The organism is Massilia luteola (genome assembly GCF_034420155.1).
Classification (GTDB): domain Bacteria; phylum Pseudomonadota; class Gammaproteobacteria; order Burkholderiales; family Burkholderiaceae_D; genus Telluria; species Telluria luteola.
In genome coordinates, this window is sequence record NZ_JAXOFN010000009.1 from 61,188 (window position 1) to 87,848 (window position 26,661).

The 26,661-nt window shown below is 64.3% G+C and carries 19 protein-coding genes and 1 pseudogene; 3 read left to right on the forward strand and 17 right to left on the reverse strand.

Going from position 1 to position 26,661, the window contains the following annotated elements; all coding sequences use genetic code 11:
- Positions 1–85: 85 nt before the first annotated feature.
- From U9J41_RS12225 to U9J41_RS12250, 6 genes are all read right to left on the reverse strand, one after another.
- Positions 86–361: an STAS domain-containing protein gene (locus tag U9J41_RS12225; protein ID WP_322402457.1), complete on the reverse strand. Its 276-nt coding sequence runs from the start codon at positions 359–361 to the stop codon at positions 86–88.
- Between the two features lie 2 nt (positions 362–363).
- On the reverse strand, positions 364–1,017 hold the full coding sequence (locus U9J41_RS12230; protein ID WP_322402458.1) for an MlaC/ttg2D family ABC transporter substrate-binding protein: 654 nt from the start codon (positions 1,015–1,017) through the stop codon (positions 364–366).
- 76 nt (positions 1,018–1,093) lie between these two features.
- Positions 1,094–1,999: an MlaA family lipoprotein gene (locus tag U9J41_RS12235; RefSeq protein WP_322402459.1), complete on the reverse strand. Its 906-nt coding sequence runs from the start codon at positions 1,997–1,999 to the stop codon at positions 1,094–1,096.
- Positions 1,996–2,469: an outer membrane lipid asymmetry maintenance protein MlaD gene (gene mlaD, locus U9J41_RS12240; protein WP_322402460.1), complete on the reverse strand. Its 474-nt coding sequence runs from the start codon at positions 2,467–2,469 to the stop codon at positions 1,996–1,998. The genes U9J41_RS12235 and mlaD overlap by 4 nt, the downstream gene beginning before the upstream one ends.
- A gap of 21 nt (positions 2,470–2,490) precedes the next feature.
- Positions 2,491–3,270, reverse strand: a complete 780-nt coding sequence (gene mlaE / locus U9J41_RS12245) for a lipid asymmetry maintenance ABC transporter permease subunit MlaE (RefSeq protein WP_322402461.1) — start codon at positions 3,268–3,270, stop codon at positions 2,491–2,493.
- Positions 3,267–4,070 carry an ABC transporter ATP-binding protein gene (locus U9J41_RS12250; protein WP_322402462.1) on the reverse strand — a complete coding sequence of 268 codons (804 nt, stop codon included), beginning with the start codon at positions 4,068–4,070 and terminating at the stop codon, positions 3,267–3,269. Before U9J41_RS12250 ends, mlaE begins: the two co-directional genes overlap by 4 nt.
- Positions 4,071–4,446: 376 nt before the next feature.
- On the opposite strand from U9J41_RS12250, the gene U9J41_RS12255 reads away from it, so the two are divergent.
- Both U9J41_RS12255 and U9J41_RS12260 read left to right on the forward strand, forming a co-directional pair.
- Positions 4,447–5,085, forward strand: coding sequence for a dienelactone hydrolase family protein (locus U9J41_RS12255; protein WP_322402463.1), 639 nt, complete (start codon positions 4,447–4,449; stop codon positions 5,083–5,085).
- A 116-nt stretch (positions 5,086–5,201) separates the two neighbouring features.
- Positions 5,202–5,408 (forward strand): annotated as a pseudogene (locus U9J41_RS12260) (CapA family protein); the annotation flags it as partial.
- 441 nt (positions 5,409–5,849) lie between these two features.
- Here U9J41_RS12260 and U9J41_RS12265 read toward each other — a convergent pair.
- The 11 genes from U9J41_RS12265 to U9J41_RS12315 form a co-directional block, all read right to left on the reverse strand.
- Positions 5,850–7,094 carry a type VI immunity family protein gene (locus U9J41_RS12265; RefSeq protein WP_322402464.1) on the reverse strand — a complete coding sequence of 415 codons (1,245 nt, stop codon included), beginning with the start codon at positions 7,092–7,094 and terminating at the stop codon, positions 5,850–5,852.
- Between the two features lie 95 nt (positions 7,095–7,189).
- The gene (locus tag U9J41_RS12270) at positions 7,190–8,434 is read right to left on the reverse strand and encodes a type VI immunity family protein (protein WP_322402465.1); all 1,245 of its coding nucleotides are present in this window, start codon (positions 8,432–8,434) and stop codon (positions 7,190–7,192) included.
- On the reverse strand, positions 8,431–9,420 hold the full coding sequence (locus U9J41_RS12275; protein ID WP_322402466.1) for a VRR-NUC domain-containing protein: 990 nt from the start codon (positions 9,418–9,420) through the stop codon (positions 8,431–8,433). The genes U9J41_RS12270 and U9J41_RS12275 overlap by 4 nt, the downstream gene beginning before the upstream one ends.
- Before the next feature lie 2 nt (positions 9,421–9,422).
- The gene (locus U9J41_RS12280; protein WP_322402467.1) at positions 9,423–10,007 is read right to left on the reverse strand and encodes a PAAR domain-containing protein; all 585 of its coding nucleotides are present in this window, start codon (positions 10,005–10,007) and stop codon (positions 9,423–9,425) included.
- 162 nt (positions 10,008–10,169) lie between these two features.
- Positions 10,170–11,069: an NAD(P)-dependent oxidoreductase gene (locus tag U9J41_RS12285; RefSeq protein ID WP_322402468.1), complete on the reverse strand. Its 900-nt coding sequence runs from the start codon at positions 11,067–11,069 to the stop codon at positions 10,170–10,172.
- 155 nt (positions 11,070–11,224) lie between these two features.
- Positions 11,225–12,688: a glutamate synthase subunit beta gene (locus U9J41_RS12290; protein ID WP_322402469.1), complete on the reverse strand. Its 1,464-nt coding sequence runs from the start codon at positions 12,686–12,688 to the stop codon at positions 11,225–11,227.
- Between the two features lie 187 nt (positions 12,689–12,875).
- Complete coding sequence (locus U9J41_RS12295; protein WP_322402470.1) at positions 12,876–17,591, reverse strand: glutamate synthase-related protein; 4,716 nt, start codon at positions 17,589–17,591, stop codon at positions 12,876–12,878.
- Between the two features lie 188 nt (positions 17,592–17,779).
- On the reverse strand, positions 17,780–18,487 hold the full coding sequence (locus U9J41_RS12300; protein WP_322402471.1) for a transposase: 708 nt from the start codon (positions 18,485–18,487) through the stop codon (positions 17,780–17,782).
- Positions 18,488–18,634: 147 nt separating this feature from the next.
- A complete protein-coding gene (locus tag U9J41_RS12305; RefSeq protein ID WP_322402472.1) occupies positions 18,635–19,315 on the reverse strand; it encodes a response regulator transcription factor in 681 nt (226 codons plus the stop codon).
- 72 nt (positions 19,316–19,387) lie between these two features.
- Entirely contained in the window at positions 19,388–20,512 is a 1,125-nt protein-coding gene (locus tag U9J41_RS12310; protein ID WP_322402473.1) for a PAS domain-containing sensor histidine kinase, read from the reverse strand.
- A gap of 167 nt (positions 20,513–20,679) precedes the next feature.
- Positions 20,680–23,790 carry a DEAD/DEAH box helicase gene (locus U9J41_RS12315; RefSeq protein ID WP_322402474.1) on the reverse strand — a complete coding sequence of 1,037 codons (3,111 nt, stop codon included), beginning with the start codon at positions 23,788–23,790 and terminating at the stop codon, positions 20,680–20,682.
- Between the two features lie 444 nt (positions 23,791–24,234).
- Between U9J41_RS12315 and U9J41_RS12320 the strand changes: the two genes are divergently transcribed.
- Positions 24,235–26,586, forward strand: coding sequence for a Tex family protein (locus tag U9J41_RS12320; RefSeq protein ID WP_322402475.1), 2,352 nt, complete (start codon positions 24,235–24,237; stop codon positions 26,584–26,586).
- Positions 26,587–26,661: the final 75 nt, after the last annotated feature.

Here is a 26,661-nt window from a genome sequence, read left to right on the forward strand (position 1 = left end):
GATGTCACGGGCCGTAGGGTGGGCGGCCTCCGCCCACGCGTAACGATCGCGTAACGGACACGCCGCCCACGGCATCGGAATGTGATCAAGCCCGGCCGAGAAGCCCGTCGACGCCGTACAACTTTGCCAACGCATCGACGTTGGCCGGCACATTGATGAACTTGAGGCTGCGCCCCTGCTCCTGCGCGCGGCGTTGCCACGCCAGCATCAGGGCCAGGGCCGAGGAATCGGCGGCCTTGACGCCGCCGAGGTCGAACTCGGTTTCGCCGGCGGACACGGCCGCGCAACCCTGCGCCAGCGCCGCTTGCGCGTTGCCGAACGTCAGGGCGTCGAGCGAGAGCATGGGGTTCGCTTCCGCCATGCTTACTTTTGCGCCGCCTTGGCCAGCGGCTTGTTGGCCAGCTGCTCGTTGCGGTCGTGCAGCTTCTTGATCAGGCCATCGATGCCGTTCTTGCCGATTTCCGAGGCAAACGTGCTCTTGTAGGTCTCGACCAGCCACGCGCCCAGCACGTTCAGGTCGAAGATCTTCCAGCCCTGCGGGCCCTTGGCCAGGCGGTAGTTCAGGGTGATCGGCTCGCCGCGGGTCAGGTTGACCTGCGATTTCACTTCGACTTCCGTGTCGGCCGGGTCGGCGCGGAACGGCTTGAACTCGATGGTTTCGTTCTTGATCTGCGACAGCGCGCCGGCATAGGTGTACACGAGCAGCGTGCGGAATTCTTCCGTCAGCTGCTTCTGCTGCGCCGGCGTCGCCTGGCGCCAGAAGCGGCCGGCGGCCTGGGCGGTCATCTTTTCCGAATCCACGTACGGCAGGATCTTGGAGTTCACCAGGTCCATGATCTTGTGAGTATTGCCAGCCTGGATGTCCTTGTCGGACTTGACGCTGTCGATGACGTCGGTGCTGACGCGCTTGACGAGCGCGTCCGGCGCTTCGACGGCGGCACGGGCCGGCGCCACGAGAACGGCGGTGGACATGGCCACGGCGGCGGCGGTCACGATCAGTTTTGCGATGGGCTTCATACGCTTCCTTTATTGGGTTGGGTCTGGCCCGGCGGTCCCGCGTGCTGCGCGGACGGCCTGGCTGTACCGTAGTTAACTATTTCCGGGCCGGTTCGGATGACACGGGCGCCGGCACAGGCGGATTATTCGGTGCCGAACCCGGCTCCGGCGCGGTTGCGGACTCGTCCGCACCGTCTTCCGGGGCCGGTTTCGGGCCCAGCTTCACGCCCAGCTTCGATTCGACCTTTTCTTGAACCTTTTCCAGCTTTTCGTGGACCTTGTCGGCACGCTCCTGCGCCTTGTCCGTGTCGAGCACCTTGCTGCTGCGGCGCTGCATATAGCCGTCACGGATGAACTCGTAGCGGTCGAGGGCGGCGTCTTCCAGCAGGTTCGACGCATCCAGCACGCTGGCGCGCTGGTCGACCGCACGGAGGACGATGCCACCGGTACGCCAGTCCACATCGTTCAAGTGGGTCCACGGATCCCCCCACCAGTCGGCCGGCAAGGCCCCGGCATCACGCACCGTAGATGGGCCCAGCAATGGCAACATCAAGTAGGGACCGCTCGGCACACCCCAGAAACCGAGGGTCTGGCCGAAGTCTTCGTTATGCTTGCGCATGCCGGCCGGGGTGGCGATGTCGAGTACGCCGACCAGGCCGAGGGTCGAGTTGACGGCAAAACGCATGAAATCGTTCAGGCCGTCCTGGCCCTTGAGCTGGGCGAAATTGTTCAGCGAACTCCACAGGTCCGTCAAGTTACCGAAGAAATTGTTCACACCCGTTTGCACGAAGGTCGGGGTGACGTTCTTGTACGCGGTGGCGGCCGGCTTCAGGGCGACGCGGTCGACCGAGTCGTTGAAGCTGAACATGGCGCGGTTGAACTTCTCGAACGGGTCCTTGGGATTGGCGGTCGTCGCGCAGCCGCTCAGCAGTACGGCTGCACCGAGTGCCAGCGCCAGGCCGGTACGCGTGCGCGGCGGGGCGGAGTCATTGCGGTTCGTCATTTGCTACTGTCCTTTCCTTCGGCTGCCTTGCTGTAAATAAATTGATTGATCAAGTCTTCGAGCACTGCGGCCGACTGTGTGCGGGTGATGCGGTCGCCTTCGACGAGATTGTTCGTGTCGCCGCCGGCTTCGATGCCGATGTATTGCTCACCCAGCAAGCCCGACGTCAGGATCTTCAGAGAACTGTCTTTCGGAAACTTGTAAGCAGGATTCAAATCGAGGCGGACGAGGGCCTGGAAGGTCTTGTCGTCGAAGGCGATGGCGCCCACGCGGCCCACGACCACACCCGCGCTCTTGACCGGCGATTGCGGCTTGAGACCGCCGATATTGTCGAACCGGCCCGTGATCGCATAGGTCTTGCTGAACGAAATCGTGCTCATGTTACCGGCTTTGAGCGCCAGGAAAAGGAGCGATAACGCACCCAACAGGACAAAAAGGCCGACCCAGACGTCAATGGATTTACGATGCATAAATTTTCCCAACTATTCAGATTACTTGTTGAACATCAAGGCGGTCATGATGAAGTCCAGCCCCAGCACCATCAGCGACGCGATCACGACGGTCCGCGTGGTGGCGCGCGACACGCCTTCCGGCGTCGGCTGCGCTTCATAGCCCTGGAACAGCGCGGTGAACGTCACGGCGATGCCGAACACGAAGCTCTTGATGACCCCGTTCAGGATGTCGCGACGCACGTCGATGTTCGCCTGCATCTGCGACCAGAACGCGCCCGGGTCCACGCCGATCAGTTGCACGCCGACCAGGTAGCCGCCGATCACGCCGATGGCGGAGAACACGGCGGCCAGCACGGGCATGGCGATCAGGCCGGCCCAGAAACGGGGCGCCAGCACGCGCTGGATCGGGTTGACGGCCATCATTTCCATCGCGGTCAACTGCTCGCCCGCCTTCATGAGGCCGATCTCCGCCGTCAGCGACGTGCCGGCGCGGCCGGCGAACAGCAGTGCCGTCACGACCGGACCGAGTTCGCGCAACAGCGACAGCGCCACGAGCTGGCCCAGCTTTTCCTCGGCGCCGAACTGGCTCAGCGTGTAATACCCCTGCAAGGCCAGCACCATGCCGACGAACAGGCCGGACACGGTGATGATCAACAGCGAATAATTGCCGATGAAGTGGACCTGTTCCGAGATCAGCGCCGGACGGCGCAGCGCGCCGGGCGCCTTGGCCGCCAGGCCGAAGAACGAGCGCGTGACGAAGCCGACGCGGGCAAAAGTATCGAGGACGAAGCCGCCGATGGCTGCCAGGAAATTGGTCATCGCTTGCCTCCGAGGCCCAGGTCCTCAGCCAGCGATTTGCCGGGATAGTGGAACGGCACGGGCCCGTCCGGCTCGGCATTCACGAACTGTTTGACGTACGGATCGGCCGAGCGGCGCATCTCGTCCGGCGTGCCTGCGGCGACGATCCTGCCGGCGGACAGAAAGTAGACATAGTCGGCGATCATGAAGGTCTCGTTCACGTCGTGCGAGACGACGATAGCCGTCGAGCCGAGCGCATCGTTCAGGTTGCGGATCAGGTTGGCGGTCACGCCCATCGAAATCGGATCGAGGCCGGCGAACGGTTCGTCGTACATGATCAGCGCGGGGTCGAGCGCGACGGCGCGCGCGAGCGCCACGCGGCGCGCCATGCCGCCCGAGATCTCGTTCGGCTTGAGGTTGGCCGCATTGCGCAGGCCGACGGCGTTCAGGCGCATCAGGACCAGGTCGCGGATCAACTCCTCCGGCAGCTCCGTGTGCTCGCGCAGCGGAAAGGCGACGTTCTCGAACACGGTCAGGTCGGTGAACAGGGCGCCGAACTGGAACAGCATGCCCATCTTGCGGCGCAGGCGATACAGACCGTCCGTATCGAGCTGGTTCACGATCTCGCCATTCACCGCGACGGTCCCGCGCTGGGCCTTGATCTGCCCGCCGATCAGACGCAGCACCGTCGTCTTGCCCGAACCGGAGCCGCCCATCACGGCAATCAGCTTACCGCGCGGGAAGTCCATGCTCAGGTTCTGCAGGATCGGGCGATCGCCATACGAAAAATGCAGATCGCGGATTTCGACGAGGTTGGACACAGTGAATATTGGTATTTGGAGAATCCCGTATTGTAGTGCAGAAACGGCAAGGCCTGCAGGACACGACCCAATTCCAGCCATGTTATCGACGTGATATTACAACATTAATAAATCATGAGTCAGATATTTTTGAACATAAGTGCTTGTTTTTACTAACTTATGCATACGCCCATTGTTTCGCATCATTAAAATATCGTAACAAATTCCACATGGAAACCCGCGTTGGCGCGTCGCGCCGACGGGTTCCCGAACGTCGCCGGGATGGCATGTCCGTGGCATCGGGAACGGAACGATCCCGGCCTTCAAAACGGCGCCGCGTATGCTATGTTTAACAATCGGGCGGCGAATTTTTGACCGCCATGGCGGTCCAACGATCATGAAATCCCTGGTCCACATCGACAGCGGCACGGCGACGATGGAAGGCATGCTCGAACTGCCGCACGACGCGCCGGGTATCGTCCTGTTCGCGCACGGCAGCGGCAGCAGCCGGCTCAGTCCGCGCAACAACCACGTGGCGCACGTGCTGCGCGACGCCGGCATCGGCACCCTGCTGCTGGACCTGCTCACGCCGGACGAGGACCGGCAATACCACAACCGCTTCGACATTGCCCTGCTCACGCACCGCTTGCGCACGGCCGCCGCCTGGCTGGGCGCGCAGGAGGCGACGATGGCCCTGCCCCTCGGCCTGTTCGGCGCCAGCACGGGCGCGGCCGCCGCGCTGCAACTGGCGGCCGATCCGGCGGTGCCCGTCGCGGCGGTGGTCTCGCGCGGCGGGCGGCCGGACCTGGCCGGTGTCGACGCGTTGCGCACCGTCGAAGCGCCCACCCTGTTGATCGTGGGCGGTGCCGACGAGCCCGTCATCACCCTGAACCAGCAGGCCCATGCGGCGCTGGGCTGCGTGAAACGGCTCGTGATCGTGCCCGGCGCGACCCACCTGTTCGAAGAACCGGGCACGCTGGACGAGGTGGCGCGGCAGGCCGCCGACTGGTTCGCCGGACAGTTCCCGCGCGGCTGAGATGGCCGCCGACCTGCGTCTCATGTTCGGCGGCGACGCCATGCTGGGCCGCCACGTGCGCGACGTCATGCGGCGCGACGGTCACGGACGACCATCCCGGCATCGCCTGGCTGGACCTGCACGACGAGGCGTCCGCCCTCGACGCCTTCGCACGCGCGCTCGCGCCGATGCGCGCGGCCGGCGTGCGCTGGCCCATCCTGTCGCTGCACTGGGGACCGAACAAGGTGACGGCGCCGGGCCCGCACCTGCGCCGCCTGGCGCACGCCGCGATCGACATCGGCTGGAAGATCGTCTACGGCCACAGCGCCCACGTCTTCCACGGCATCGAGCTGTACCGGGGCTGGCCGATCTTGTACGCGGCCGGCGACCTCGTCGACGACTACGCCGTCGACCCCGACCTGCGCAACGACCACCAACTGCTGTTCGAGGTGCAACTGGGCGCCGACGCGCTGCGCCGCATCGTGCTGCACCCCATAGTCATCCGCCACGGCCGCGCGGGCCCCGGCCGGCCATACGCAGCGCACGTGGATCGATACGCGCATGCAGGCCCTGTGCCGCGACCTCGGCACGACGGCGCGGCTGGACGGCAATCTGCCCGTCATCGCGCCGGATGCGACGCCGGCGCACGCGTGATCGGCGCACGATCAACTGCGCGGGCCAGCCTCTTCCGACACGTTGACAGAACCGTTCGATACCGTCCCGGCTGCCGTCGAGAGGCACCCGACCTCGACCCGGTCGGGGCAGTCCGGCCGTGTTTTACACCATCACAGTTCCGCGACCAGTTCCCAGGTGGTGACTTCACGGCTTACGAATTCGCCATGTGGACCGAGCGTGACGTGGAACGGGGCGAGATCGCCGGGCAGAAGGACGACCATCGGGCCGCGAATATCGTCGGCGCCGTCGCCGGGTTGCGCCGGCTCGAGCGGGTATTTGCGGTAGCGGCCATGAACAACGCATGGTTTTCCGGTTTCGATCCGTACTTTCTTCGCAGGCTTGGTGCCGACCGGACCGCGCGGCAGTCCGGCAAAGGATGCCGGGGGCCAGATGCCGGGGCCGTCGAAGCGGCGTATCCAGAGGTCGGACGTGCATCGATTGAATCGCAATTCACCGTCGATGGAACCGCTGCCCATCGAGCCGTACTTGCCGTTGCGGAGCGGACGTATCGCCGCGTTGGCGCGTACGTAGGCTTCCGGTGGCGGTTCGTCTACCGGGCCGAGCTGCGGCGTGGCACCGGCGCGGATCATGAAGCCATTTGCATACCGCTCGGGCTGGATGTTAAATCGTTGGCAATATGCGGCGAATGCCTCCGGGCCGCCAAGGCGTTCGGTGAGCAAATCGCCGACGAAAGTAAGCCAGTTGACGCCCTTTAGTCCGTCCGGTGCACGAGGGAGATCGGCGACTATGTCTTCGATGTAGAGTGCACGATAACGGGTTGCCAAATCCAGCGCTTCCGGCTCCCACCTCGGACCCTGTTCGACTGTCATCGCCGCCAGTCCGGCAACGCCGTGGAACGGAATGAGCTTTTCGGCACATAGCGTCAAGAATGATTCCAGCACCCTTAGTTTTTCCGTGTCGAACGCATGCTCAAGAGGGAGCTGGAAATGGAAGCACGAGGGTTCATCTTCTTCCCATCCACGTTCTGTTAGACAACTGGCTACATAATTGCCCACTTCTTCCGGATCGTGTGCCGATGACAGATACCACATGATCGTGTCGTCCTCATCGAGCGGTTTTATATATTCGCGCAGAGTGGGGAACGGCTTTTTCGTCAGGTTGACGGGGCGCCAACTGTCCGGGTTCCATCCCCATTTGAGATGGCTGCCGTAGGCTGCCTCGTAGGCTTCGAAGCACTCGACAAGGGCAAGCCGCTTCGCCGCGGTGTGGCCGCCCCAGTAATAGAAGGAGCCGACGAAGCCAACGGTCATAACAACGCCGTCGGTTTCGCCATCAATGTACTCGAAATCCGACCGCAATGATTCGATTTTTTCGAGTTCGTTATTGACCGTCATTTCGTATCTTTTCTTTTACGAAGAGTGAAATACGTGGTCGGTCCTTGCCGCCAGTTCATCCCTGATTTCTGCGAATGTCACTGGCTTTTGCATCGTCACAACTCCGCGACCAGTTCCCAGGTGGTGACTTCACGGCTCACGAATTCGCCGTGAGGGCCGAGCGTGACGTGGAACGGCGCGAGATCGCCGGGCAGAAGGACGACCATCGGGCCGCGAATATCGTCGTCACCGTCGCCGGGTTGCGCCGGCTCGAGCGGGTATTTGCGGTAGCGGCCATGAACAAAGCATGGTTTTCCGGTTTCGATCCGTACTTTCTTCGCTGGCTTGGTGCCGACCGGACCGCGCGGCAGTCCGGCAAAGGATGCCGGAGGCCAGATGCCGGAGCCGTCGAAGCGGCGTATCCAGAGGTCGGACGTGCATCGATTGAATCGCAATTCACCGTCGATGGAGCCGCTGCCCATCGAGCCGTACTTGCCGTTGCGGAGCGGACGTATCGCCGCGTTGGCACGGACGTAGGCTTCCGGTGGCGGTTCGTCTACCGGGCCGAGCTGCGGCGTTTCACCCGCACGGATGATGAAGCCATTGGCATAGCGCTCCGGCTGGACGTCGAACCGCTGGCAGTAGGCGGCAAAAGCTTTTGGTCCGCCAAGGCGTTCGGTGAGGAGATCGCCAACGAAGGTGAGCCAGTTGACGCCTTTGATACCATTCGGTGAGTGCTTACGGTCCCTCACAATACTCTCGATGTAGAGCGCGCGGTAACGGGTCGCCAAATCCAGCGCTTCCGGCTCCCACCTCAGCCCCTGTTCGATTGTCGTCGCCGTGAGTCCGGCAACCCCGTGGAACGGAACGAGTTTTTCAGTGCACTGCGTCAAGAATGTTTCCAGCGCCCTTAGTTTTTCCGTGTCAAACGCATGCGCGAGGGGGAGCTGGAATTGGAAGCACGATGGTCTTCCGTCCTGCCATCCGCGTTCCGTCATGCAGCTGGCGACATAATCGCCGACTACCTCCGGATCGATTGCCGATGAAAGATACCACGCGATCGCATCATCCTCGTCGAGCTGCTTGATGTATTCGCGCAGCGTCGGGAACGGCTTTTTCGACAGGTTGACGGGACGCCAGCTGTCCGGGTCCCATCCCCATTTGAGATGGCTGCCATAGGTTGCTTCGTAGGCTTCGAAGCACTCGGCCAGGGCAAGGCGTTTGGCGACTGTATGGCCACCCCAGAAATAGAAGGAGCCGACGAAGCCGACGGTCATGATGACGCCGTCGGTTTCGCCATCGATGTACTCGAAATCCGACCGCAGTGCTTCGATTTTTTCGAGTTCGGTACTGAATGTCATTTCGTTTCCTTTTTCTTCTGGTTGGGCGCGGCGCTCGCGGTTGCTGACGTGACGAGCAGCGTAGCGCCAACCGCCCCAACGATGAGCGCGCGCGTTGCCGGAATGAGCAGCAGAATCGCACCCACCAGTACCACCCCGGCCTTGCCGGGATGCTCTTTCAGATACGCGGCAAGGGTATGATGTTCACCGGACGCCGCTGTCGGCCCGTATTGCGGCATTTGTGGCTGCGGCGGCGGTGCTGGGGATGGTTGGGGCTGCGGAAGTTGATACCAACGCCAGACCTCTTCGGATTCACGTTTCATGGGCGTTACGACAGGGACGCGCACCGGTGCGGTGGCGGGTGCCGGGCGCTTTTTGCCGCAATCGCAATCGCTGATTTCAAGCAGTCTGAAACGATCGTCACCGGCAATGTCTTCGTATGCTTCTTGTTGAAGAGGGTCAAGTTTATCGCCAGCGAACTTAATTTCAAGAACGGTTTCGATATTCTGCTTCACCGGTATCAAGCGCTCCCAGTCGATTTTGCCACTCGCCCGCATCGCCGCGAGTTCCGCGCCAGTGGCGTTCAGGATGATGCAATCGGGTATGCGCAGCAGTCCCTTTTGCGGCCGGCCTTCCAGATCGCGTTTGAACAATCCCTCGCCCATCGCACGCCCGAGCGGGAAGCGGCTCGGCCGGTTCGGTTGCTCGATGCTCATCAGCGGCTTGGGCGGATTCGTCTTCATGCTGAATCCAACCTCGGCCTTGTAACGCCAGACCAGCTGGTTGATTTCCTCGTCCGCCCAGATCCGGGCCGTCGTGCAGCGCTGCTTCAGTTCATGCCCGAGCGTGTTAAGTATCGTCGTCCCGGCATTGCACCCGCACATTTTCTGGCACAGGTAGCCGCGGTCCAGCGGATTCGAAAGGACCAGCGTCTTGCCGTGCGATCCCGCGTGTGTTGTCGAGCGTCCGACGACGCGCCGCCGGGGTTTGGTCTGATCGTCCGGCATGGTCAGAGGGTCTCCGTGATCGTTTCCGAATAATGGTAGGGGTCGTCGCCGGCATCGTTCACCGTGCCCAGCACGAGCTGCATTCCTTCGGGGCTGTCGGTCCATACCACGTCGGTACGCCCATGCTCATCGGTTTCCCCCTCGATATCCCGCCCGTCGGCAGTACGCAGCGTGTACTTCACGCCGGCAAGCTCCTTTCCTGTGCCGTCTTCGCGAAGGACGAAATGCTCCTGGACGCTTGCCGCTTCCTCCGTGCGGCGCGGCGCGGGCGCTGCCGCCTTCGCGGTTGCCGGACTGCTTGCGGGGGAGTCGTTGGAGCCATAGCCCGCATGATTGTTGTGCCGCGAGTAGAGCACCGCACCGCAGTCCGTCGTGTCCAGGTCGAAGGCACTCGGGACGCCGTTGTCCGTTACCTGCGGAAAACGGCTGGTGACGATCTTTGTCATGCGGTTGCAGCGTGGACACCAGACCAGATCGCCGACCCGCGCTACCAGCAGGCCGTCGATCGAGCGACGCGAGGTGCATTCGACCACCTGACCGCCATGCGACGTCCTGTCCCCCTTGACGATGAAGCCGACAATTGCCATATGTTTCCTTTTTTAACAATCTTGTCGTAAAGATTTACTTTGCGCAAGACCGTATCGTCGCGTGATTGAACTGAACGGGGTTTGATGGCTCGCAAAAAAGAAACGGGCGCCGATGTGATCGACGCCCGCGGATGTAACAGGCTGGCTGCCCGTATCGGGAAACTATGGCCGCGACAGTGGAGAGCGTAGCCCCGCTTCTTCCGACACGTGGAGCGCGGCCGCGGTCCAATCGAGCTCGCCGCGATCCTTCGCCAGCGCGGAGAGAAAACGGTCGTGCATCATGCTGGCCAGCGGCATCGGCACGCGCGCGTTGCTGGCGGCGCCCAGCACGAGCTTCGCATCCTTGAGGCCCAGCGACAATTTGAAACCGGGATTGGCGTAATCGTGCTGCGCGATCAGCTTGCCGTAGTTGACGTACAGCGGCGTGGCGAAAATGGATTGCGTCATCACGTCCATCATGGCCGTGCGCGGCACGCCGTATTTTTCGCACAGGGTCGCCGCTTCCGCCATCGCCTCGATGACGCCCATGATCATGAAATTGCCGCCCAGTTTGACGATGCTGGCGGATACGGGATCGGTGCCCAACTCGAACACGCGCTGGCCCATCGTCGCGAGCAGCGGCAGCACGCGTGCGCGCGCGGCGTCGTCACCGGCGCACAGGATGAACAGCATGGCGGACGCCGCCGCGACCGGACGCCCGAACACGGGCGCCGCGATGAACGCGGCGCCGCGCTCGGCGTGCAGGGCGGCGAGGCGTTGCGTCGTCTCGGGCGACACGGTGCTCATCGACACGTGGATGCCGCCCGGTCCCAGCCTTGCGGCGATGCCGTCCGGCCCGCCGACGACCTGCTCCAGCGCGGCGTCGTCCGCCACCATCGTGAACACGATGCCGTCGCTTGCGACCGCCTGGCCCGGATGGTCCACGCGCGTCGCGCCTTTCGCGACGAGGTCGGCCGCCTTGTCCGGCGAGCGGTTCCAGACGCGCAGCGTATGGCCCTTCTCGATGAGGTTGCTTGCCATGGCATGTCCCATGCCGCCCAGGCCCACGTAGCCGATGTCCATCCGTCTCTCCGTTAGTGTCGTTGTCGGGATCTGCATGCTAGCAGCTCCGGCAATTCAACGGGCTTGCGTGCCGGTAAATCCGCCGCCGCCAAACAAAAACACCCTGCAAGCCGAAGCGTTGCAGGGTGTCCGGGGTCGAGCGGGCCGGTCGGCGATCAGCGCGGCAGTACCGACGATCCCATCAGGAATTCATCGACGGCGCGGGCGCACTGGCGGCCTTCGCGGATCGCCCACACGACGAGCGACTGGCCGCGGCGCATGTCGCCGGCCGTGAAGACCTTCGGCACCGACGTCTGGTAGCACACGTCGCCGTCCGTCGTGGCGCGGGCGTTGCCGCGGGCATCCTTCTGCACGCCGAACGCGTCCAGCACCTGCTGCACCGGCGAGACGAAGCCCATCGCCAGCAGCACGAGGTCGGCTTTCAGTTCGAATTCCGAACCGGCCACTTCGACCATCTTGCCGTCTTTCCATTCGACGCGGCAGGCGATCACTTTTTCCACTTTGCCGCCCTTGCCTTCGAAGCGCTTGGTGGCGACGGCGAAGTCGCGCTCGCAGCCCTCTTCGTGCGACGACGACGTGCGCAGCTTGGTCGGCCAGTACGGCCACACGAGCGGCTTGTTTTCCTGCTCCGGCGGCATCGGCATCAGTTCGAACTGCGTGACCGATGCGGCGCCGTGGCGGTTCGACGTGCCCACGCAGTCGGAGCCGGTGTCGCCGCCGCCGATCACGATCACGTGCTTGCCGGTGGCCTTGATTTGATCCTTGACCTTGTCGCCGGCGTTGACGCGGTTCTGCTGCGGCAGGAAGTCCATCGCGAAGTGCACGCCCTTCAGGTCGCGGCCCGGGACCGGCAGGTCGCGCGGCTGCTCGGCGCCGCCGGCCATGATCACGGCGTCGAAATCCTTGGCGAGATCTTCGGGGAAGATGGTGTCGCGCGCCATGTTGCTGACGGCGGCCGGGAAGTCCTTGCCGATCAGGGTCGAGGTGCGGAAGGTCACGCCCTCGGCCTTCATCTGCTCGACGCGGCGGTCGATCAGGCCCTTCTCCATCTTGAAGTCGGGGATGCCGTAGCGCAGCAGGCCACCGATGCGGTCGCTCTTCTCGAACACCGTCGCGTCGTGGCCGGCGCGCGCCAGCTGCTGGGCGGCGGCCAGGCCCGCGGGGCCGGAACCGACGATGGCGACCTTCTTGCCGGTTTTAGCGGCAGCCGGTTGCGGGACGATCCAGCCGTGTTCCCAGCCGGCGTCGGCGATCTTGCGCTCGATCGACTTGATGCCGACCGGCTCGTTGTTGATGCCGAGCGTGCAGGCGGATTCGCACGGTGCCGGGCAGATGCGGCCCGTGAATTCCGGGAAATTGTTCGTCGAGTGCAGGTTGTCGACGGCGTAGCGGTAATTGCCGTGGTAGACCAGGTCGTTCCAGTCGGGGATCTGGTTGTTGACGGGGCAGCCGGTGTTGCAGAACGGGATGCCGCAATCCATGCAGCGCGCACCTTGTACCTTCGCTTGCGCGTCGGTCAGGGTGATCGAGAATTCTTTGTAGTTCTTGAGACGGGCAGCGGGTTCCAGGTGGTCTTCTTCCTGGCGCTGAAATTCCATGAAGCCGGTGATCTTACCCATTTGTATTCCTATCGTTTTCGGTTCGGTCTAAAGAGATGCGAAGCGCGTGGCTTCGGTCACTCAACTTGGGTTCCCACCTTCGCGGGAACGACGTTCAAACGCTAACGGTGATAATGAACGCTACGTTTGTTCCGTCGCCCCGCACAGGCGGGGGCCCAAGTTCAGCAGGCACGCAGCCGTTACAGCATCAGGCAGCCAGTTCGATCTTGTCGTTGGCTTCTTCCATGCTGCTGTTGTGCATCTCTTCCAGCGCGCGCTTGTACTCGGTCGGGAAGACCTTGACGAACTTGCTGCGGCTGTTGGCCCAGTCGTCCAGCAGGTTGCGCGCGCGGGTCGATCCGGTGTGCTTGAAGTGACGCTCGATCAGGCGCTTGAGGATCGCTTCGTCCGACTCGCGCTCGCCGTTGCGGGTCTGGCTGTGCCAGCTGGCCTTGTCGCTCTGTTCCTTGGTCGACTGCACGCTCTCCAGTGCCACCATCGCGGTATTGCACTTCTGCTCGAACTCGCCCTTCGGATCGTAGACGTACGCCACGCCGCCCGACATGCCCGCCGCGAAGTTGCGTCCGGTGTCGCCCAGCACGACGACGGTACCGCCGGTCATGTATTCGCAGCCGTGGTCGCCCACGCCTTCGACGATCGCCGTCGCACCCGAGTTACGCACCGCGAAACGCTCGCCGGCCACGCCGTTCAGGAAGGCTTCGCCGGCGATCGCGCCGTACAGCACCGTGTTGCCGACGATGATGTTGTCGACGGCCCAGCCGCGGAACTCCGTGTTCGGCCGCACGATGATGCGGCCGCCCGACAGGCCTTTACCCACGTAGTCGTTGCCTTCGCCCACCAGGTCCAGCGTGATGCCCGCCGCCAGGAACGCGCCGGCCGACTGGCCCGCGGTGCCTTGCAGCTGGATGTGGATCGTGTCGTCCGGCAGGCCGGCGTGGCCATAGCGCTTGGCGACTTCGCCCGACAGCATCGTGCCGACCGTGCGGTTGACGTTCTTCACCGGCGAGATGAACGAGACGCGCTCGCCCTTCTCCAGCGCCGCTTTCGCCTGCGCGATCAGCTTGTGGTCCAGGGCCTTGTCCAGGCCGTGGTCCTGGACTTCCGTGTGCAGCAGCTGGCGTTTGTCGTCCACCTTCGGCTGGTAGAAGATGTTGCTGAAGTCCAGGCCTTGCGCTTTCCAGTGGCCGACGGCCTTCGATTTGTCGAGCAGGTCGGCGCGGCCGATCAGTTCGTCGAACGTGCGGATGCCCAGCTGGGCCATGATCTGGCGCGCTTCTTCGGCGACGAAGAAGAAGTAGTTCACGACGTGTTCCGGCTTGCCCGAGAACTTGGCGCGCAGTTCCGGGTCCTGGGTCGCCACGCCCACCGGGCAGGTGTTCAGGTGGCACTTACGCATCATGATGCAGCCTTCGACGACCAGCGGTGCCGTCGCGAAGCCGATTTCGTCCGCGCCCAGCAGGGCGGCGATGACGACGTCGCGGCCGGTACGCATCTGGCCGTCGGCCTGGACGCGGATGCGGCTGCGCAGGCCGTTCAGCACGAGGGTCTGCTGGGTCTCGGCGAGGCCCAGTTCCCACGGCGTGCCGGCATGCTTCACCGACGACAGCGGCGATGCGCCGGTGCCGCCGTCATGGCCGGCGACGACGACGTGGTCGGCCTTCGCCTTCGAGACGCCGGCGGCGACCGTACCGATACCCACTTCCGACACCAGCTTCACCGAGATCGATGCGTGCGGGTTCGCGTTCTTGAGGTCGTGGATCAGCTGCGCCAGGTCTTCGATCGAGTAGATGTCGTGGTGCGGCGGCGGCGAGATCAGGCCCACGCCCGGCACCGAGAAGCGCAGCGATGCGATGTACTCGGACACCTTGTGGCCCGGCAGCTGGCCGCCTTCGCCCGGCTTGGCGCCCTGCGCCATCTTGATCTGGATCTGGTCGGCGGATGCCAGGTATTCGGCGGTCACGCCGAAACGGCCCGATGCCACCTGCTTGATCTTCGAACGCAGCGAATCGCCTTCCAGCAGCGGGATGTCGGCGACGACGCGGTCCGAGCCCAGGATCGACGCCAGCGACTCGCCCTTGGCGATCTTGATGCCCTTGAACTCGCCCATGTAGCGCGCCGGATCTTCGCCGCCTTCGCCGGTGTTGCTCTTGCCGCCGATGCGGTTCATGGCGATGGCCAGCGTGGCGTGCGCCTCGGTCGAGATCGAGCCCAGCGACATCGCGCCGGTGGCGAAGCGCTTGACGATTTCCTTGGCCGGTTCGACTTCGTCCAGCGGGATCGCCTTGGCCGGATCGATCTTGAACTCCATCAGGCCGCGCAGGGTCAGGTGGCGCTTCGTCTGGTCGTTGATGAGCTGCGCGTACTCTTTATACGTGCTGTAGTTGTTGGCACGGGTGGAGTGCTGCAGCTTGGCGATGGCGTCCGGGGTCCACAGGTGGTCTTCGCCGCGCACGCGGAAGGCGTATTCGCCGCCGACGTCCAGCGAGTGCGCCAGGACCGGGTCCTTGCCGAAGGCCAGCGCGTGCAGGCGCAGCGCTTCCTCGGCCACTTCGAACAGGCCGATGCCTTCCACCGTCGACGAGGTGCCGCGGAAGTATTTGTCGACCAGCGACTTGTTCAGCCCGATGGCTTCGAAGATCTGGGCGCCGCAGTACGACATGTAGGTCGAGATGCCCATCTTCGACATCACCTTCATGAGGCCCTTGCCCACCGCCTTCGTGTAGTTGTAGATGGCCTTGTCGGCGGCCATCTCGTGCGGCAGCGTGTGCGCCAGGTCGACCAGCGTTTCCAGCGCCAGGTACGGGTGCACGGCTTCCGCGCCGTAGCCGGCCAGCAGCGCGAAGTGGTGCGTCTCGCGCGCCGAACCGGTTTCCACGACGAGGCCCGTCGATGCGCGCAGGCCGCGCTGCACGAGGTGCTGGTGGATCGCGGACGTCGCCAGCAGCGCGGGAATCGGGACCTGGTCGGCGTTCAGGTTGCGGTCCGAGACGATCAGGATGTTGTGGCCAGATTTCACCGCGTCGACGGCTTCCGCGCACAGCGAGGCCAGCGACGCTTCGATGCCTTCCTTGCCCCAGCTGACCGGGTAGCTGATGTTCAGTTCATACGACTTGAACTTGCCGCCGGTGTGCAGGCTGATGTTGCGCAGGCGTGCCATGTCGTCGAAGCCGATGATCGGCTGCGACACTTCGAGGCGCATCGGCGGGTTCACGTTGTTCGTGTCCAGCAGGTTCGGCTTCGGTCCGATGAACGACACGAGCGACATCACCATCGCTTCGCGGATCGGGTCGATCGGCGGGTTCGTGACCTGGGCGAACAGCTGCTTGAAGTACGAGTACAGCGGCTTCAGCTTGTTCGACATGACCGCCAGCGGCGAGTCGTTACCCATCGAGCCGGTGGCTTCCTCGCCCAGCACGGCCATCGGGGCCATCAGGAATTTCAGGTCTTCCTGGGTGTAGCCGAACGCCTGCTGGCGGTCCAGCAGCGAGATCGCCGCCTTCTCGCCCTGCGCGTCCTTGGCGCGGTTCTGCGACAGCTGGCTTTCCGACAGCTTGATTTCGTTGAGCTTGATGCGCACCGACTTGATCCATGCTTTATAGGGCTTGGCGTTCGAGTAGGTGTCCTTCAGTTCCTTGTCGTCGATGATGCGGCCGGCTTCCAGGTCGATGAGGAACATCTTGCCCGGCTGCAGGCGCCATTTCTTGACGATGCGCGATTCGGGAATCGGCAAGGTGCCCGATTCCGACGCCATCACGACCAGGTCGTCGTCCGTGACGATGTAACGGGCCGGACGCAGGCCGTTGCGGTCCAGCGTACCGCCGATGTGGCGGCCGTCGGTGAAGGCCATGGCGGCGGGGCCGTCCCACGGTTCCATCATCGCGGCGTGGTATTCGTAGAACGCGCGGCGGTTCTCGTCCATCGTCGCGTGGTTTTCCCAGGCTTCCGGGATCATCATCATCATCGCCTGGGCGATGGGGTAACCGGCCATGACCAGCAGTTCGAGCGCGTTGTCGAAGCAGGCGGTGTCCGACTGGCCTTCATAGATCAGCGGGAACAGTTTGTTCAGGTCGTCGCCCAGCACGGCCGACTTCATGACGCCTTCGCGCGCGCGGGTCCAGTTGAAGTTGCCCTTGACGGTGTTGATCTCGCCGTTGTGCGCGAGCAGGCGGTACGGGTGGGCCAGCGGCCACTCCGGGAAGGTGTTGGTCGAGAAGCGCTGGTGCACGAGGGCCAGGGCCGACACGCAGCGCGGGTCCTGCAGGTCCTTGTAGTACACGCCGACCTGGTCCGCCAGCAGCAGGCCTTTATAGACGACGGTGCGCGCCGACATCGACGGCACGAAGAATTCCTTGCCGTGGTTCAGCTTGAGCGCCTGGATCGCGTGGCCCGACGATTTGCGGATCACGTACAGCTTGCGCTCGAGCGCGTCGGTGACCATCACGTCCGGGCCGCGGCCGATGAAGATCTGGCGGATGACCGGCTCCTTGGCGCGGACGGTCGGCGACATCGGCATGGCGTCGTCCACCGGCACGTTGCGCCAGCCCAGCACGACCTGGCCTTCGGCGCGCACGGCGCGCTCGATTTCCTGTTCGCAGGCGATGCGCGACGCGTTCTCCTTCGGCAGGAAGACCATGCCCACGCCATATTCGCCCGGCGGCGGCAGTTCGATGCCCTGCTTGGCCATCTCGTCACGGTAGAACTGGTCGGGGACCTGGATCAGGATACCCGCGCCGTCGCCCATCAGGGCATCGGCGCCGACGGCGCCCCGGTGGTCCAGGTTCTTCAGGATCAACAGACCCTGTTCAACAATGGAATGACTCTTGTTGCCCTTGATATGGGCGACAAAACCGACGCCGCAGGCGTCGTGTTCATTGGCGGGATCGTACAAACCTTGGGCAATCATGGGGGCTCCGCTGCATTTTGAAGATATTGAAGGCCGAGAATAAAGCAGACTTCAGTAAACATCAATGACAACAATTAGGGTCGGAGTCGAATTAAATCAGCTTTTTTAACGGCGAAAAACAATTGGGGACATAGTGATAAGACCGAAATTAATGACGATCGGCCGGCCAGGCGCGACGAACGGCGGATTCAATCGGCCGCGGCGGCGTCCTTGACCTTGAACGGCCGCCCCCGCTTGGCGGGCAGGATCTGCCGTTGCGTCCTGACCTCCAGCTCGGCCTTGAACGCGTGCGAGCCGACCGGCCAGCCCTTGCCCAACGCCGTCGCGATCAGCGTCCCTTCGTCGCTGCCATAGCCCTGCTGCACGAATTCGATATAGGCCGCTTCGCGCTGGAACGGCGTGTTGCCGAGGCCCCAGTACAGCATGTGTTCGGTGACGAGCGGATCCGGCCGGATGCCCGCGTGGTGGGCATAGCTGGACCAGCGGTACTCGTCCGGCGCCGACGCCAGTCCGGCCTGCACCGGTGCGAGTTCGAGGTAGCGGGTGCAGGCCAGCAAGTAGGCGGCGGCATCGATGAGGGAGGTGCGGAAACGGCCCTGGAACAGCGTGCCCGTCCGGCCATGCCGGCTGTTGAACCAGGGAACGTAGTAGCGGCCGACCTTTTGCATCATGAGGGCCAGCCCGGTCTCGTCGGCGGGCGTGGCCAGGAGGATGGCGTGGTCCGGCATCAACACGTAGGCGTGCACGGCCACCTTGTAGAAACGGGCGCATTCCTTCAGCCAGCCGAGGAAGCGCTCGTGGTCGTCGTCGTCGCGGAAGATCAGCTGGTTGTCGTTGCCGCGCTGGACGATCAAATGCGGCTGGTTCGGCAGGATCAGGCGGGGTTGGCGGGCCATGGCATCGTGCAAAGCGTCGAAAAGACGATTCTAGCCCAGCCACCCTACTCTGTCCCCGATTAATTTCGCGGACGTTAAAATGGGGACGTGTATTGTCCCCATTTATTTACGAGCAGCGAATTGCGCCGGACGACCCGGTCCCCGATATCAGGCCAAGGTGAATCCGGCCGACAGGCTGTAGCCTTCGCCGTACGCGCTGCGCAGCGGCAGATCCTGGCCAAGGCCGGTGCGGGCTTTCTTGCGCAGGCGGTAGACGAGCATGTCGACGCGGCGGCTGGCGTCCGGATCGTCGCCGCCCATGCCGGCCACGATCACCTGGCGCGGTACGGGCCGGGTGTTGATGGTCAGCAGGTGCAGGAAATTGCACTCTTTTTCCGTCAGGTCGATCACCTTGCCCATCAGTTCCAGCTGGCGGGCGGAGACGCGCAAGGTCCACTTGCTCGGCGTGGGCGCCGGCTCGGACGGACGCACGCGGCGGTCCAGCGCCTCGATGTGGGCGGCCAGTTCCGGGAACTTGATCGGCTTGGTCAAATAATGGTCGGCGCCGAGGCGCAGGCCGAGGATGCGGTTGTCGAACGCGACGCGCCCCGTCAGCACCAGCAGTCCGATCTCGGGGTACAGCTGGCGCATCCGCGGGATCACATTGAATCCATCCTCGTCGGGCAGGCCCAGGTCGAGCACCACCACGGCCGCCGGGGTGCGCGTCAGCGCCGCCCACATGTCGCTGGCGGTGGTCGCGATCGTGACCTCATGCCCGAGTTCCGTGAGGAAATCGGCCATATCGCCTGCGTATTCGCCATTGTCTTCAACAATCAGTATTTGCGTCATGGGTTTTGCCATGTTTCCTTGTTTCGTATTTCCCGGCCTCGGGCAGGTCTTGTGCCTTCCGTTGTCGGGCGGCTAACCCCGGTCGCCATTCCGATTATCACTGCTGGTCAATCCGGAAGCAAGAGCTTTTGCCCCGCTTGCCTGTACCGGCAGCCATAGCGTGAATTCGGCGCCGCCCTCTGGATGACATGCATATGTCAAGCTGCCGCCATGCACTTCGACAACGGAGCGGGCCATGTACAGCCCGAGACCGCTGCCCGCGATGCCCGCCGCGTTCGCGCCCCGATAGCCTTTGTCGAAGATGCGGCCGACGTCGCCCGGCGGCACGGCGGCGCCCTCGTCGCGCAACGCCAGTTCGATGCCGCCGTCGACCCGCCGTCCCGTCGCGTGCAGCGTCGTTCCGGCCGGCGTGTAGCGCAAGGCATTGTCCAATAAAACCTTGAGCGCCAGCCGCAGGCCGGACGGTTCGCCGCGCAGCGTTGCCGGCAGCTCGCCGACAGCCAGCGTCACGGGACGCCCGGCCACGCGTGCCTGCGCCACCAGTTCTTCCAGCAACAGGCGCGGCCCCACCGCGTTCTCGCGCCGCTGGCTGCCGAGCGCGGCCATGCGCTCGGGCGACAGGTAATCGTCCAGCATCGCGATCAGGCGATCCGTCGCCGCGGCGATCTTGCGGTAGCGCTGGCGCGTCGCCTCGTCGGCCTTCGTGCCCAGCGACTCCAAGCGCTGGATGGCGCCGTCGATGGTCGACAGCGGCGTGCGGAATTCGTGGTTCAGCATGCTGGCGAAACGCTTGCGCTCGCGCTCCCGCTCGCGCCGCGCGGACACGTCGCGCACGAGGCCCAGCAGGGCCCGCGGCTGACCGTCGTCGTCCAGCGCCAGGGTCGAGATCACCTCGACGGCCACCTCGCTCCCGTCCGGCCGGCGCAGCTCGAACTCGCGCATCACGCGCAGGCGCGAACCGTCGCCGGCGGCAAAGCGGGCCAGGCGCTCGGGCAAGCCGGCGCACAGGGCCGCCAGCGGACCGTCGCCGCCATTCTCCAGCTGCGCGCGGATGTCGGCGGTGGAATAGCCGAGCATCTCGTCGACACCCGGGCTGACGTACGCCGGCCGCCGGGTGGCGCAATCGAGAACGAAGGCCAGGTCGCCGCCCAGTTCGGCAATCGTGCGAAAGGCATCTACCGTGGCGATGTCCGTCATAAAACTTTCCCGAGGTTATGCAGCAGATAAGTATAGTGTCCGAAGCAATACTTTGCATAGACGACCGGAGGCCCGCCGTTGCACGAATCACGCATATTCGATATATGCATGTGCAAATAAAAAGGGCAAGCCGGCCGGCTTGCCCTCATGTGGTGCACGACGACCGCTTATTCGTCCAGCGGCGCGAAGATCGCCTGCAGGTCTTCCTGCGTGAGCGCCATCTTCTGCGACTCGCCTTCGGCCAGGATCGACGCGGCCAGCTCGGATTTCTTTTGCTGCAGCAGCTGGATCTTTTCTTCCAGCGTGCCCTTCGCGATGAGTTTATAGACGAACACCGGCTTGTCCTGCCCGATGCGCCAGGCGCGGTCGGTGGCCTGGTTCTCGGCCGCCGGGTTCCACCACGGGTCGTAGTGGATCACGGTGTCGGCCGCCGTCAGGTTCAGGCCCACGCCGCCAGCCTTGAGGCTGATCAGGAAGATCGGCACGGCGCCCTGCTGGAACGCCGCCACCTGTGCGGAACGGTCGCGCGTTTCGCCCGTCAGGATGGCGTACGGGATCTTGCGCGCGTCCAGTTCTTCCTCGATGAGGGCCAGCATGCTGGTGAACTGCGAAAACACGAGGATCTTGCGGCCTTCGCCCAGCAGGTCGTCCACCATCTGCATCAGGTCGATCAGCTTGGCCGACACGGCCGCCGTGTTCTTCTTGCCCGGCATGGCCTTCACCAGGCGCGGGTCGCAGCAGACCTGGCGCAGCTTCAGCAGCGCTTCCAGGATGACGATCTGGCTGCGCGCCACGCCCTTGCGGTCGATCTCCTCGCGCACCTTCTTGTCCATCGCCAGGCGCACGGTCTCGTACAGGTCGCGCTGCGGCCCGCTGATCTCGATGCGGCGGATCATCTCCGTCTTTTCCGGCAATTCCTTCGCCACATTGTCCTTCGTGCGGCGCAGCAGGAACGGCTTGATGCGGCGGTTCAGCAGCATGCGGCGCACCGGGTCGTCCTGGCGCTCGATCGGGTGGCGGAACTGGGTGTTGAACGTCTTTTCGTCGCCCAGCAGGCCCGGCAGCAGGAAGTGGAATTGCGACCACAACTCGCCCAGGTGGTTTTCCAGCGGCGTGCCGGACAGGCACAGGCGGTGGCGCGCGTTCAGCGAGCCGGCCGTCTGCGCCGCCTTCGAGCGCGTGTTCTTGATGTAGTGCGATTCGTCCAGGATCACGAGGTGGTACTGGTGCTCGCGCAGCTTTTCCTCGTCGCGCGGCAGCAGGGCGTACGTCGTCAGCACGATGTCGGCGCCGTCGATCCGGTCGAACAGGTCCATGCGCTCCTTGCCCTGCAGCAGGAGCACCTTCAGGTCCGGCGCGAAGCGCGCGGCTTCTTCCATCCAGTTCGTCATGAGGCTCGTCGGCGCGATCACGAGCGCCGGATTCGTCAGGCGGCCCGCTTCCTTTTCCGTCAGGATGTGGGCGATCGTCTGCACGGTCTTGCCGAGACCCATGTCGTCGGCGAGGATGCCGCCGAAGTCGTATTCGCGCAGGAATTGCATCCAGGCGAGGCCGTCGAGCTGGTAGTCGCGCAAGGTGGCTTGCAGGCCCTTCGGCGCGTCGACTTTTTTCACTTTGCCGAACTGGCTCAGCTTGCGGCCCGTTTCGCGCAGGCGCTCGCCGCCCGACCAGTTCAGCTCGGTGCCTTTCGCGAGTTCTTCCAGGCGCGCCGCGTCCAGGGTCGACAGGCGGACCTTGTTCTTGATCTTGTCGTTGAAATACAGCTCGCCCAGGGTCGACAGGATCGGTTTTACACGGCCCCACGGCAGCGCCACGCGCAGGCCGTCGGGCAAGGTCGCCAGCATCTGGTCGGCCTCGGCATGCGCGGCCAGCACGTCCGGATTGAAGTCGAGCGGCGCCGTGCGGATGAGCTGCACCAGCACGGGCAGCAGCGGCACGCGCTTGCGGTTGACGACGATGCCCAGTTCCAGCTCGAACCACGCGTTGCCGGCCTCGGGCGGCTCGTCGATCTCGGCATACCAGTCCTCGACCGGCACGACGTCGTAGCGGTATTTCGGCGATTTCTGCACGTGCCAGCCGAGGTCGGACAGCGCGTCGAGGTCATTCTCGGCAAAGCGCAGCCAGTGCGCCTGGCTATCGAGCACCTGCGCGCCGGACAGCGCGGACAGCGGCGCCGTGGCCGGCTTGCGGAAGCCCAGCTTGTGCAGCGCGTCCAGCGCGGCGGCCTCCAGCGCGTCGTCGCGCTGGATGATCTCGGTGACGTCGCCGATCTGGCGCACGACGCGCTGGGCCGGGTCGAACGAGATGCGCTGGCCGTCGTAGTCGAACGACAGCACGGCGAAGTCCTGCCAGCGCTGGCCGTGGCCTTCGGCTTGCGGGATGGCGTCGAGCAGCACGTGCGGCTGCGGCTTGACGTCGGTGCGGATGCGCTGCGTGAGCGGCTGCGGCAGCGGCATCAGCTGCTGCAGGCCATGCGCCAGCAACAGTTGCGACACGCGCTTTTTATCGTTGCCGGCCAGCGGCGGCGCCTGCGACACGAGGGCCTGCAAATCGGCCAGCGAGATGTCGATGCCGCCGCGGTTCAGGTCCAGCGGCCCGCACGACAGGTTGTCGATGTACCACGGCGGGTCGGTCGGCAGCATGTAGTCGACGAGGTCGGCGCCGGCATGCGTCGCGCCCTTGGACGGCTCCACCGACCACCCCAGCTTGGCCGCGCGGCCTTCGTCGCGCCACGTGAGATCGGCCTTGCGCACGGGACCGGCCTGCAGCGGATACAGCAGGCCGTTGGTCATGTCGGACCATGAGTTTGCCCACAGCAGTTTTCCCTGGTCGAGCAATTGCTGCAGCAGGATGGCGCCGACCTTGCCCTTGGGTTCGGTCGCGCTCGTGCTCTGGTTGGAGCCGCTGCGCATGGCGATGAAGAAGCGCACCAGGTCCTCGTCGTCGCCTTCGAGGTAGGCCGGGGGTGCCGACAGCAGCGAGAACACCTCGCTCACCGGGCTGGCCGCGGCCACGTCGCCGTTCGGGCGCAGGCGCGCCTTGCACAGGCAGATCGCGACGTGGCGGCCGCCGCTGGTCGGGGCCATGACATAAACGAATTTGTACTGGACGGCCTTGGGGTCAGTGACTTCCGCGGTCAGCTTCGGCTGGGGATGTGCTGCCGCCTCGACCCTTTGCAGCCAGCTCAACACCGGTGCGGGCAGGGCGGGAGCGCGTGCGGGTGCTCGGGCCGGAGGTGCGTCGCTGGTGTCGTCGCGATGAAAATCAACTGTGTGCATGGGTCTCACGAGTCTATATTTGAAAAAACAACAATTCCTATTATCCCTCATGCGTTCCGTACAGTTTTGTTCGGAATCGCACGTAGTGGGCAAAACTTTACGAGCCGAAAGGAGTAGAAGTTACACTCTGCCGCCGTGCTTTGCCAGCCCCCACCGCGCATTTTTTTGCTTGTATTCTCCCGAGAAATTGAGCTTTGCTTGTTGCGGGCGGATGAATGGACACGCTATCGAACCCGACATGTTACGGCATCTGGCCCGTTACCGATATGCAGGGCAGGCAAGCAAAGAAACAAGCCGGCATTGTAAAAATGCAACAGCTGGCTTCCGTCGATGCCGTGCCGGTGCGCGCCAGCACACCAGAATGGGCACACTGTCAAGACTGGCGCATCGTCCCGGTTTGCGTATCATTGCCCGTTCGATTCACCGACCCACTGCAACCCATCCATGCTGCCTTCGATCGAACAACGCCTCGCTCAAGAACTGTCCGCCAAACCGGCACAGGTGGCCGCCGCCATCGCCCTGCTCGACGAAGGCGCGACCGTGCCCTTCATCGCCCGCTACCGCAAGGAAGCCACGGGCGGCCTCGACGACATCCAGCTGCGCCTGCTGGAAGAACGCCTGCGCTACCTGCGCGAGCTGGAAGACCGCCGCGCCGCCGTCATCGCCTCCATCACGGAGCAGAACAAGATGACGCCGGAACTGCTGCAGGCCATCTCGCTCGCGGAAGACAAGACCCGCCTGGAAGACCTGTACCTGCCGTACAAGCAGAAGCGCCGCACCAAGGCGCAGATCGCGATCGAGGCCGGCCTGGCACCGCTGGCGGAGCGCCTGCTCGACGATCCGGCGCACGATCCGGAAAGCGAGGCGGCCAAGTATCTGCGCGACGCCTTTACCAATGCGGACGGCGTCGCGAATCCCGGCGTGGCGGACACCAAGGCCGCGCTGGACGGCGCGCGCCAGATCCTGATGGAGCGCTTCGCGGAAGACGCGCAATTGCTGCAATCGCTGCGCGAATACGTGCAGGAGCACGGCGTCGTCGAATCGAAGGTCGTCGACGGCAAGCAGGAAGAAGGCGAAAAATTCGCCGACTACTTCGCTTATTCGGAGACGCTCGCCACCGTCCCGTCGCACCGCGCGCTGGCGCTGCTGCGCGGCCGCCGCGAGGGTATATTGGACGTGACCCTGCGCCTCGATTCCGAGCCGGAAAAGCCGAAGTGGGACGCGCCGCACAACCCGTGCGAAAACCGCATCGCGGCGCGCTTCGGCATCAAGGGCGCGGGCCACCCGGCCGACAAATGGCTGCTCGACACGGCACGCTGGACATGGCGCGTGAAAAGCTTCATGTACATCGAGACGGAGCTGATGGGGCTTCTCCGCGAAAAGGCCGAGAGCGATGCGATCCACGTGTTCGCGCGTAACCTGAAAGACCTGCTGCTCGCCGCGCCCGCGGGCCCGCGCGCGACGATGGGCCTCGACCCGGGCCTGCGCACGGGCGTCAAGGTGGCCGTCGTCGACGCGACCGGCAAGGTGGTCGACACCTCGACCATCTACCCGCACGCGCCGCGCAACGACTGGGACGGTTCGCTGCACACCTTGGCCAAGCTGGCCGCGAAGCACAACGTGTCGCTGATCTCGATCGGCAACGGCACCGCGTCGCGCGAGACCGATAAGCTCGCGCAGGACCTGATCAAGCAGCAGCCGGACCTCAAGCTCACGAAGATCGTCGTGTCGGAAGCCGGCGCGTCGGTGTACTCGGCGTCGGAATTCGCGTCGCGCGAACTGCCGGAGCTGGACGTGTCGCTGCGCGGCGCCGTCTCCATCGCGCGCCGCCTGCAGGACCCGCTGGCGGAACTGGTCAAGATCGATCCGAAATCGATCGGCGTGGGCCAATACCAGCACGACGTGTCGCAGACGCAGCTCGCGCGCCAGCTCGACGCCGTCGTCGAGGATTGCGTGAACGCGGTCGGCGTGGACGTCAACACGGCGTCGGCGCCGCTGCTCGCGCGCGTGTCGGGCCTGTCGTCCAGCGTCGCGCAAAGCATCGTCAACTACCGCGACCAGCAAGGCGCGTTCGCCTCGCGCGCGGCGCTGAAGAAGGTGCCGCGCCTGGGCGATAAAACCTTTGAGCTCGCGGCCGGTTTCCTGCGCATCGTGAACGGTGACAATCCGCTCGACGCGTCGGCCGTGCACCCGGAATCGTATCCCGTCGTCGAAAAAATCCTGGCCGACATCCAGAAGGACATCAAGTCGGTGATCGGCGACAGCACCCTGGTCAAGCGCCTGAATCCGGCAAAATATGCGGACGATAAATTCGGCGTGCCGACCGTGACCGACATCTTGAAAGAGCTGGAAAAACCGGGCCGCGATCCGCGTCCGGAATTCACGACGGCGACGTTCAAGGAAGGCGTCGAGGCGATCGCCGACCTGCGTCCGGACATGATCCTGGAAGGCGTCGTGACCAACGTGGCGGCATTCGGCGCGTTCGTCGACATCGGCGTGCACCAGGATGGCCTCGTGCACATCTCGGCGCTGTCGAACACGTTCGTGAAGGATCCGCACACGGTCGTGAAGGCGGGCCAGGTCGTCAAAGTGAAGGTGCTGGAAGTGGACGTCAAGCGCAAGCGCATCGCGCTCACGATGCGCTTGTCGGACAGCGCGCCGCAGGCGGGATCGCAACCGCAGCAGCGCGGCGATCGCGAGGATCGCAAGCGCATGGGCCAGCATCAGAAGCAGGAGCGCCCAGCACCACAGGCGGGCGGCGCGATGGCGGCCGCATTCGCCAAACTCAAGCGGTAATCGTAGGGTGGGCGGCCTCCGCCCACGCGGACGTTTGCGCGGCGTGCACGCTCCGCCCACGCAAACGCCGGCGAA